The sequence below is a fragment of the Roseovarius lutimaris genome, assembly GCF_900115165.1.
GTDB lineage: Bacteria > Pseudomonadota > Alphaproteobacteria > Rhodobacterales > Rhodobacteraceae > Roseovarius > Roseovarius lutimaris.
The window spans coordinates 1-8,812 of sequence record NZ_FOVP01000048.1; the positions used below are offsets into that span (position 1 = coordinate 1).

The 8,812-nt window shown below is 56.5% G+C and carries 11 protein-coding genes; 1 reads left to right on the forward strand and 10 read right to left on the reverse strand.

Annotated elements, in window-relative coordinates; genetic code table 11:
• The coding region (locus BMZ91_RS20395; protein ID WP_143076422.1) for a transposase domain-containing protein at nt 1-315 on the forward strand (315 nt) is incomplete at its 5' end.
• 113 nt (nt 316-428) lie between these two features.
• On the opposite strand, the gene BMZ91_RS20400 is transcribed toward BMZ91_RS20395, so the two are convergent.
• From BMZ91_RS20400 to BMZ91_RS20445, 10 genes are all read right to left on the reverse strand, one after another.
• Nucleotides 429-1,502, reverse strand: coding sequence for a DUF1513 domain-containing protein (locus BMZ91_RS20400; RefSeq protein WP_092842437.1), 1,074 nt, complete (start codon nt 1,500-1,502; stop codon nt 429-431).
• 1 nt (nt 1,503) lies between these two features.
• Nucleotides 1,504-2,514, reverse strand: coding sequence for an imelysin family protein (locus BMZ91_RS20405; protein ID WP_092842428.1), 1,011 nt, complete (start codon nt 2,512-2,514; stop codon nt 1,504-1,506).
• A complete protein-coding gene (locus BMZ91_RS20410; RefSeq protein ID WP_092842429.1) occupies nt 2,511-4,031 on the reverse strand; it encodes a di-heme oxidoreductase family protein in 1,521 nt (506 codons plus the stop codon). The genes BMZ91_RS20405 and BMZ91_RS20410 overlap by 4 nt, the downstream gene beginning before the upstream one ends.
• On the reverse strand, nt 4,018-4,503 hold the full coding sequence (gene bfr, locus BMZ91_RS20415) for a bacterioferritin (protein WP_092842430.1): 486 nt from the start codon (nt 4,501-4,503) through the stop codon (nt 4,018-4,020). The genes BMZ91_RS20410 and bfr overlap by 14 nt, the downstream gene beginning before the upstream one ends.
• Nucleotides 4,478-4,744: a (2Fe-2S)-binding protein gene (locus BMZ91_RS20420; RefSeq protein ID WP_092842431.1), complete on the reverse strand. Its 267-nt coding sequence runs from the start codon at nt 4,742-4,744 to the stop codon at nt 4,478-4,480. The genes bfr and BMZ91_RS20420 overlap by 26 nt, the downstream gene beginning before the upstream one ends.
• Before the next feature lie 10 nt (nt 4,745-4,754).
• Entirely contained in the window at nt 4,755-5,816 is a 1,062-nt protein-coding gene (locus BMZ91_RS20425) for a hypothetical protein (protein ID WP_092842432.1), read from the reverse strand.
• Nucleotides 5,817-5,862: 46 nt separating this feature from the next.
• Nucleotides 5,863-7,125 (reverse strand): imelysin family protein, encoded by a 1,263-nt coding sequence (locus tag BMZ91_RS20430; RefSeq protein ID WP_092842433.1) that lies wholly within the window; start codon nt 7,123-7,125, stop codon nt 5,863-5,865.
• A gap of 12 nt (nt 7,126-7,137) precedes the next feature.
• On the reverse strand, nt 7,138-7,617 hold the full coding sequence (locus tag BMZ91_RS20435) for a hypothetical protein (protein WP_092842434.1): 480 nt from the start codon (nt 7,615-7,617) through the stop codon (nt 7,138-7,140).
• On the reverse strand, nt 7,614-7,778 hold the full coding sequence (gene hemP / locus BMZ91_RS20440) for a hemin uptake protein HemP (protein WP_092842435.1): 165 nt from the start codon (nt 7,776-7,778) through the stop codon (nt 7,614-7,616). Before hemP ends, BMZ91_RS20435 begins: the two co-directional genes overlap by 4 nt.
• A 315-nt stretch (nt 7,779-8,093) precedes the next feature.
• Nucleotides 8,094-8,812, reverse strand: a 719-nt coding sequence (locus BMZ91_RS20445) for a glycosyltransferase family 32 protein (protein WP_218145709.1), incomplete at its 5' end; no start/stop codon positions are given.

An 8,812-nucleotide genomic window follows, 5' to 3' on the forward strand; every position in this document is an offset into this window, starting at 1 on the left:
GACAAGCTGGCCTACATTCACCGCCACTGGGGCGGCCTGCAAACCTTCCTGGCGGACGGGCGCGTCGAGATCGACTCCAACAGCGTCGAAAATCTCATTCGCCCGATTGCCCTCAATCGAAAAAATGCATTATTCGCGGGTCACGATGAGGGCGGCCGGGCCTGGGGCCGCATCGCATCCCTGATCGAAACCGCAAAGATCAACGGCGTGGGGCCTTTCGCCTACCTGAAATCTACGCTCGAAGCGATCGCGGCAGGTCATCCCAAAAACCGCGTCGACGACCTGCTCCCCTGGAATTTTCAGCCGTCAAGCTGAAAGCCAAGTGCTGTCCAGCCGCCTCTTGCATCTTAACAGGGCTGCAAGCTGGTCGAAAAAGCAGGACCACCTCTGACGTCAGACAGGCTAAAATCGGCGATCTGTGATCCACGTCAAATTGAAACGAGATGATTATCCCACTTGAAATTCAGAAGGACGCTTCGCTTTTCTCTTAAATCGTTGGTGCACCGGATGTATCCCGTTCCGGCAGTCACGATAAATCCGCCTTCTCTCGAAGAGATGCCGCTGGCGTCGTTGAGCTCAATTTTCTCTTCAAGCGAACCGTTTTTTGCATCGTAAAGATGAACCAATCCGCCTCGGGGTGACGTCACTGCAATCATGCGATCATCACCGGAATAGGCGATACTGCCGATGTAGCCCTGCATCGCCTCAACTGCCTCTGTTCCGCATTCCAGGAGCGTCATCTCTTCTCCTCTTTTATGATGGCCCGCGAGGGTACTAACCGGTGCAGCCCCCTGCCACTGCATGCCAAAGGCAACCCGGCCTGACGATGAGATCGCCAGATGACGGATCGAATTCTTGTGTAGGTTTTCATGTAACGAGGCCAACTCCTGCACCTCGGCATTCGTAATATACGCCAGATTGGGGCGCATGGTGGGCAAGTTAAGCTTTGCCCGACCCGAACCGGGATGCGTATCAATCCCACCATTCGCCACCACCAATGTATCGGTGCCAGGCAACCTTTTTATGTCGTGCGGTCCGATCCCGCCGCTGTCAAACTCTGTCACGCGGGCATAGCCCGCCCTCGCATTCCAGACGCCGACGCGCCCGCGACCAGCCTCAAAGTCATTTTCGGTCGTAAACAGCCAGTCTCCATCAGCAGAAAAAGCACCGTGGCCATAAAAGTGGCGCCCTGGTGGTGCCGTCAGGGCGGCCAACCGATCCCCCGTCAAGCAATCAATCACCACCGCAAATGTGCCCGGTCTGCGGGCAAATGCCACCGCTTCGGGTCTGGTTGGGTGCGCGGCGGCGGCATGCCCCCGATCAGGCAACGGGATTTGGAACAAAACCTCAAGATCATAGCTGATCCCGCACAAGACATATGACCCATCGGGACGGGCCGCTGCCGACAGGTAAGAAGGTGCTCCTGCATCTGCCCAAGTGGGTACGGGGATCAGGCTTGCCGCCAAAAGACCACGCAGAAACTGGCGCCGATTGGTCGGCATATCAGTCTCCATCCAGTGCATTGAATCCGACGGCAACGCCCAAAGTTGGGCCAAGTTTGTTCAATACCAGCGCGTGAATCGCCTCGATTGACTGTTGAAGCACCTCAATCTTCAGGCGGCTTTGCGGCGCGGAAACACCGGCAAAGATGGGGTCATCCAAGGCCGCCAACCGGGTTAATGCCTGATCAAAACCGGTGTCGATGCCAGAATTCAGGGCATCGCTGCCCTGGCTCAAATGCAGGGCCAGATCACGCAGGGCTTCAAGGCTCAGGCCAACGTGACGGGCAGAGCGCCCTGACCGCCAGACTTCGGCGCGTGTCGGGCGGGGGCGGTCGAATGTACCGAGCGGTCTGCCAAGGCGTGTCTCGGCGGTGAATTGCAAACCTGCGGCCAGGGCCTTGAAGAGTGCCTGCAAAACTTCGACGTCGGAACGATATATACTCGTTGCTGATGGATGCATCAGGCGGTCCGCAAAGTCGGTTTTCCAGCCGTCAAGGATTGCGCTGGTTGTTCCTTTGATGTCCTTTGTGATGGTTCGGATTAACGTGCAACGATACATTTCGTTTTCAGTGCCGCTGAATGCGGGGTCATAAAGAAGAAACTCCAACGCATAGAACCCGCGTGCGGCAATGGATACCTGGGCGTAATCTGCGGGTGACGCGCCGATGGGATCCTGACTTGCAATCAGCGCACTCAGAGCGCGGGGCGTGGCACTGCGGGCATCAGGCCAAAACGCGAGTGCGAAGGCACGGTCATCTACCTCCGTCGGACCAAGCCGCAGATGACTGGCAGACACCCAGGCGTCAAATGCGGCGTTATAGGCTGTTCGCAGGTTGGGCGCATCCGGCGCACAGGTTTCCTGGGCGACCTTGGATAAGCGGGCTGACTGTTCGGCCAATTCTTCGAACCGAGGAAGGATATGCGCGTCCAGAATGCGCGCGACAACAGTCTCGTCCGCCATTGCAGTCAAGGGCATCAGCACGGCAAAAACGATCAATAAAGGGCGTCTCATAGGCTCTCCAAAAAGGCAATCAGCGCCTCCCGATCAGCGGTTGGCAGGGTCAAAACCGTATCCCGCGCGGCTTGTGCTTCTCCACCATGCCAAAGGATGGCTTCGAGCAGGGATCGTGCGCGTCCGTCATGCAGGAAATAACTGTGACCGCTGACCTGTTCTGTCAAACCAATACCCCACAACGGTGGCGTCCGCCATTCCTGTCCCGTCGCGCGCGCTTCGGGGCGGTTGTCGGCCAGACCCTCGCCCATGTCATGCAGCAACATGTCGGTATAGGGCCAGATCAGTTGAAAGCTCTGTTCGGGCTGATCCTCAAGCCGATGGGTGACAAAGCTGGGCGTGTGGCATGAGATGCAGCCGGTAGAATAGAACACCTCCTTGCCGTGCAACACTTGCGGGTCATCCGCGTTTCGGCGCTTTGGAACGCCGAGATTGCGGCTGTAGAAAGTCACCAGATCAAGCCCTTCCTGATCAATCTCATATGTGCGGTCGTCCTTGTCACCATGCGGGGCCGCACGGCAATCACCTTGTGCTTGAGTGCATTCCCCCCATGGGTCTGGGAAAAGCGGGTTGGAAATGCCTATGTCCCCGGCGAACGCCGCCGCCGATTGATGGCGTATCGTCGGCGCACCGGCCTTGAGGCCAAACCGGCCCAGCATCGGCATATCATATTCCACTGACCAGACGATGTTGGCGCGACCCGATATACCGTCACCATTGGCATCATCAGGATCAGCGCCCGCCAGAATATCAGCCGCCGGAATCGCCTCAAGCAATCCCAGACCGATCATTTGCGGGGCGACGCGCGGGCTTAGCATGGCGCCTTCGTGCAGCGGACCATAGCCAAGGTCCGCAGCCGTGTAGGTAGGGCTTCGCAGGCTTGCAGTTTCGCCATCCGCTAATGCGACCTCAACCTCCTCATAGTCGATCTGCAAGCGGTACTCTGCCGGATGCCCTGGCAGGCTAAAGTCCTGCAACTGAGAGCCATAGGTCGGGTCCGAGACCGTTGCGAGATAGTCTTCGATCTCGGCCATGTTATCTTCGACCGTGCCAGGGATCGAGATTCGCAGGAACATTGAGATGGCGTTGTCATCCGGGCCTTCGGGCGGATGGCCGCGACCGTCCTTCAAATGGCACCGCTGACAGGACCGCGCATTGTAAAGCGGCCCCAACCCATCTGACGCCAGCGTTGACGAGGGGCTTGAAACCCAGAGCTTGCGGAAAAACCCGTTGCCAACCTTGAAATTCAACTCGTCCTCGAACGAGATATTGCCTGAAGGCTCTGAAAAGGCATCCGCATTGGGCCGCACCCGCACGGTTGCTGCCCCTGCCGACATTTCCTCAAACGGCGCGGAGACGGAGAAATCCGTCGCGGGGGCCGTCACCTTGGCGATCCGCGCGGCCTCGTCTTTGGTGCGGGAAATGATGTTCAGATGTGGTTCATCATGCGGGCCAGAGATGGCGGGCCCGGATATCAGCCCCGCCACAACTGTGCAAACAAGGCTACTCGGCTTCATCCATTTTCGACGCGTTAAGCAGGGCATATTTTTCTTCACCGAGTTTTTCCACCAAGTCCAATTGCGTCTCCAGAAAGTCGATGTGACCTTCTTCGTCTGTCATCAGTTCCTCGAACAAGTTTTTGCTCACAAAATCGGCAACCGATTCACAATGCTGACGCGCTTCGGAGTAAAGCGTGCGCGCCTCGTGTTCCGCCGCCAGATCACATTCCAGCGTTTCTTTGGGCGTCTGGCCAATACGCAGTGCATCCAGCTTTTGCAGGTTCGGATGCCCCCCAAGAAACAGGATGCGGGCGATCAATTTGTCGGCGTGGTGCATCTCTTCGATGCTTTCTTCGCGGGATTTTTTGGCCATATGGCCCAATCCCCAATCTTCTTGCAGACGGTAGTGCAGCCAATATTGGCTCACAGCCGTCAATTCACTGCGCAGGGCCGCGTTGAGGTATTCAACTACTTTCTTGTCGCCGGTCATGTTTGGTTTCCTGTGTTGTTCCGCGCTTCATATTGCGGAGTTGCATGGGGACTTCGAGATTATCATTTTTGCGCATTGCTTCCAGAAAGAGCGGCATGCATCCGCCACAATCCGCCGCCTTGCCAAGCGCGCGATAGACCTTGCCGGGGGTGATGAGGGCCGTGGTATCAGCGGCCCTCATCCAATTGATCGCGGCATCAATGTCGTGATTGGTGATGTTCTGACAATGGCAAACGATCATCGTTTTCTCCTTAGAATTCGTAGGCCACCAAGGTGCCAAAGGTATGGCTTTGGTCGCCGCCCTCATCGCCATAACGATAGGCCGCTGCCAAGGTCAGACCATCCATTAACTGAAATTCAGCCGTTGCAGTGGCCAGATGGTCTGCCGTTCCGCCTTCTATATCGCGATGAGAATATACGCTCGACAACGAGAGCCGATCGGTGATCGGCACGGAGCCACCAAGGGTTGCATAGGTCGCGGAGTTTCGGGTTCCGTCATAATGGTCAAAATATGCGACCTCCCCAAGCAACTCGAAACCGCCAAAATCACGGGTTAAACCAAACACGCCACCAACCTGATCCTTGGCATCCCCACGCCCTGCCTGCTGGCTTTGAACGCCCAGGTTATAGTTTGTGCCAGAGATTTCCCCCGTGAGCGCCACGTTGATTGACTCTGGGCTGTTGGTGTTTGAAACGCCGCCATCCCGCCTTCTCAATTTCCCGCGTTCCTCACCCAGACTATCGCTTAAAAAGGTACGGTCTGCCGTAAACAATGAAACCGCCAGCTCGTGCTCGCCGCCAGCGGCCGTAAACGGTACGATTAGCGTACCGCCCAGCTTTTCGGTGATTTCATAATCCTCGGCAAAATCCACGCCGTAGATCCCCGGTGCGGCATCCCATGCCGTACCGAATGACGGGTTGAACTTACCCAAGACAGCCGCCACCGGGCCAAGGTTTGTATAGAGATAGACCTCTTCTGCATAAAGGCCCAGATCTTCGAAAAACCGGTCATTCACCGCGTCTATGATCGGCTCCAGCACCAAGGACGTGTTGAGCGAGACGTTTGGTGTGAACCCGTAAGAAAGCGCCGCCTCAATGGTCGGGAACGTGTCGTTCAACTCTGCGGCTTTGTCATCGCTGTCAAAAATATAGTCGTTCTCAACCTCGATCGAAAACTCGGCAGAGAAGCCGGTATTTGCCTCTTCAGCCTGTTCAAGCACATCCTCGCCGGTGATTTCATATGCGTCCTGCGCAACAGCGGCACCACTCATCAGGGCGACAATAGCTGCGGAAGATATTAGTGTTTTTTGCATTCGTTCGTCTCTATTTTATATTTGTTTTCAGATGTTAGACGTAGGTTTATTGAAAAACTGCTTCGGGCTGATCAAGGCTGTCAGAGCCCTCGAATTCGATCCCGTCCAGCCCAAGGGCGGTGACAACACGCTCAATCGAGCGGGTCTGATCAATCAACCCATTCACCCCGCCCATCACCAGAGCCTCACCACCGGCATTGCCGCGCTCCAGCATCTGGTCATAGGCAAAGCCGGCTTCGGCGGCGCTTTTGATCCGGCCAAGTGCCATCATTGTCGACGATAGCTTGGCCTGCATTTCACCATCCAGATCAGCATCAGTTTCGGCAACCAGATCGGCGAGGGACGCGCCGGACACAAGACTGCCATCAATGCGGACATATTCGCCCAGATAGGCAGTCTGGATCCCCAACCCATCGTAGTAATGGCTGTTGTGGGTATTGTCGGAAAAACAGTCATGCTCTTCTTCGGGATCATTCAGCATCAGGCCAAGGCGCATGCGCTCGCCCGCCTGTTCGCCATAGGAAAGCGAGCCCATCCCGGTCAGAATTGCCGATATCCCCTTATTTTCGTCTGCGAATAGGTCGGTGCGGGCCTCACCCCCATCCTGCCATTGCGCGGTCATCCATTGCAGATCTGACACCAAAAGATCGGTGGCAGCCGTCAGGTACGCCGCGCGGCGGTCGCAGTTCCCGCCTGTGCAGGCCTCACCACTGGCATAATCAGTCCAGGGGCGATTGCCGGCACCCGGGGCATGACCGTTCAGATCCTGACCCCAGAGAAGAAATTCGATGGCGTGGTATCCAGTGGCGACATTGGCCTCGATTCCGTCGGCCTCGTGCAACGTTTCTGCCAGCAATTCAGGCGTGATATGGCTGGCATCCACGGTCTTACCCGATAGTTCAAATTTCGGATTTGCCACAATATTCAATACAGCATAGTCATTTTCATCCGACGGCCCGCCATAGGCCGCATCTACATAGTCAATGAGACCCTCATCCAGCGGCCAGGCGTTCACCTTGCCTTCCCAGTCATCAACGATGGCGTTGCCAAAACGGTAAACTTCGGTTTGCTGGTAAGGCACGCGCGCCGCCAACCATGCTGATTTGGCGGCTTGGAGGTTTTCCGCCGAGGGGTCGGCAATCAATGCCGTAACCGCAGCTTGCAAACGTTCAGCCGTTATCAAACTGTCCTCGTATTTGGCCGCCGCGATATCAGCATAAGTCGTCAACACCTCGGATGTTTCTACTGCGAACACGGGCGTGGCCATGGTCAGTCCAAGTGCGGTTGTCAAAAGATATGTTCGTTTCATCGTTCGATTCCTTCAGTGAAGCACTGTTGTTGGTGTGGGAAAGGCGGCAATCTCGCGCGGGGCGCGCAATTGCATACGGCTCAGCGCCAGCCCAAAATCTGCCGCCAAGGCTGTTACTTGCGGGGCGACATCAGGCCGCACCAGCAGAGTGGCAATCATCATCGCGTCTTCACGCGCTCCGGTCGCTGCAGCGGCCACGAAATTGGCAAAACAGGATTCGTCCGACCCCAGACATTTGCACGCCACCGAATGCCGCATCAAAGGCCTGCGGCAGTGTCGCGCGCAAAGGCGGCACAGCTCTTCAAAGGTTTGCACAGCACGCCGTCCACTCGTTGTGCCGAGTGCGGTGGCAAAATCGTTCCAGACCTGCGCCTGCGCATCGGGACCATCGCCCCACAGGCGCAAATAGATCACCGAGGCCGCTTCGATGCTACCCAGTTCGTTGATAAAGCCAACCGGCGCACTGCCGCGTTTATTCTCTGCGCTGTTCATTTTGTCAGGATCAGCTTGCCTGCGCGCGTGATGCGCAGCGTATAGGTTTGATCGCCCAATACGATATGGGCCAACTCGCCCCCTTTGGTCAGGTCCTGAGCTGAATAGCTTGGAAGCACAGTAGCGGGGGTTTCTTTAGGTGGTGCTGAATGGAATGACATCACGCGCGCCCTCCCGCTTGACTGGTCCGGGCAAGCAGCCACTCGGCTGTGAAACCCTCCATGGCGTTGTCAGTGCAAAGCAGCTCCAGTATCCTGGCGCGTTCGAATGTCGCGGTAAGTTCATTGTGGCAAGGATACTTTGGGGTCTCGGCGTTTTTTAACATTCGGGAAGTCCTCACATCTAATACGTGTCGGGCTTGCCCATCTTAGATTCGGGGTGGCTTGACGATGCATTATATCTGAGTGTAATTGTCGGACATGTCAATCCGACAATTACACTCAGGTTTAATTTCTTTTGCAGTCAGATGATGGCGGTCAAAAACGGCCATTGGAAATAACGTCACCTGACGATCCAGACACCGCGCCGCCCCGACCCATAGCCAGTTGTTCGCCAAACAGCCGTTTCAACGGGTCTGCGGTTGACACGCCTGTCGCGCTCCAATGCTGTGTGCTGCGTTTGTGCGGGGCCGGGTTGGTCATGGCAATATGTGGCACGATCTGCTCCGGCGAGAGGATCACGATATCGGGGATTTCCCCCAGTTTTACCATCCGCGCGATATAGCTGGCCACAGCACGCGTCATCAAGCCTGGCCCGGTTTTCATCCAGGTGCTTTCGTTTGAGCGCATCAACAGCGCCTGTCGGGCCGCCTTCGCTGCGAACACGATGGCGGGATGCTGGGCGCGGGCCGCAAGAAAATTGTTGCCAATGACACCGCCAAAGGGCTCGTTATAGACCACCATTCCGGTATCGCGATGCACCAGCCCCGCCAGATCCTTTTGCAGGACGTCATCTGCATCGGCATAGATGCCGCCATCACGGGCCAAAACGCACAGACGCAGGAAATCTGATTCTTCCGCCACATTATTGGCCATCAAAAAGGCCTGCACCCATTTGGGGCCAAATTCGGCGCGCAGATGCTGCAAGGCCATTTGCCGATTGTACAATCTGTGCTGGAAGCCGGAAACATTGGCCCAACTGGCGATCATGGCCTGGATCCCCTCGGGGACATCCGGGGTGTTCCAGTATTGAATGA

Coding starts and splice junctions, on each gene's coding strand:
- BMZ91_RS20435 (WP_092842434.1), bottom strand. CDS start 7,617: ATGAACAGCGCAGAGAATAAACGCGGCAGTGCGCCGGTTGGCTTTATC.
- BMZ91_RS20405 (WP_092842428.1), bottom strand. CDS start 2,514: ATGAGACGCCCTTTATTGATCGTTTTTGCCGTGCTGATGCCCTTGACT.
- BMZ91_RS20410 (WP_092842429.1), bottom strand. CDS start 4,031: ATGAAGCCGAGTAGCCTTGTTTGCACAGTTGTGGCGGGGCTGATATCC.
- BMZ91_RS20430 (WP_092842433.1), bottom strand. CDS start 7,125: ATGAAACGAACATATCTTTTGACAACCGCACTTGGACTGACCATGGCC.
- BMZ91_RS20400 (WP_092842437.1), bottom strand. CDS start 1,502: ATGCCGACCAATCGGCGCCAGTTTCTGCGTGGTCTTTTGGCGGCAAGC.
- hemP (WP_092842435.1), bottom strand. CDS start 7,778: ATGTCATTCCATTCAGCACCACCTAAAGAAACCCCCGCTACTGTGCTT.
- bfr (WP_092842430.1), bottom strand. CDS start 4,503: ATGACCGGCGACAAGAAAGTAGTTGAATACCTCAACGCGGCCCTGCGC.
- BMZ91_RS20425 (WP_092842432.1), bottom strand. CDS start 5,816: ATGCAAAAAACACTAATATCTTCCGCAGCTATTGTCGCCCTGATGAGT.
- BMZ91_RS20420 (WP_092842431.1), bottom strand. CDS start 4,744: ATGATCGTTTGCCATTGTCAGAACATCACCAATCACGACATTGATGCC.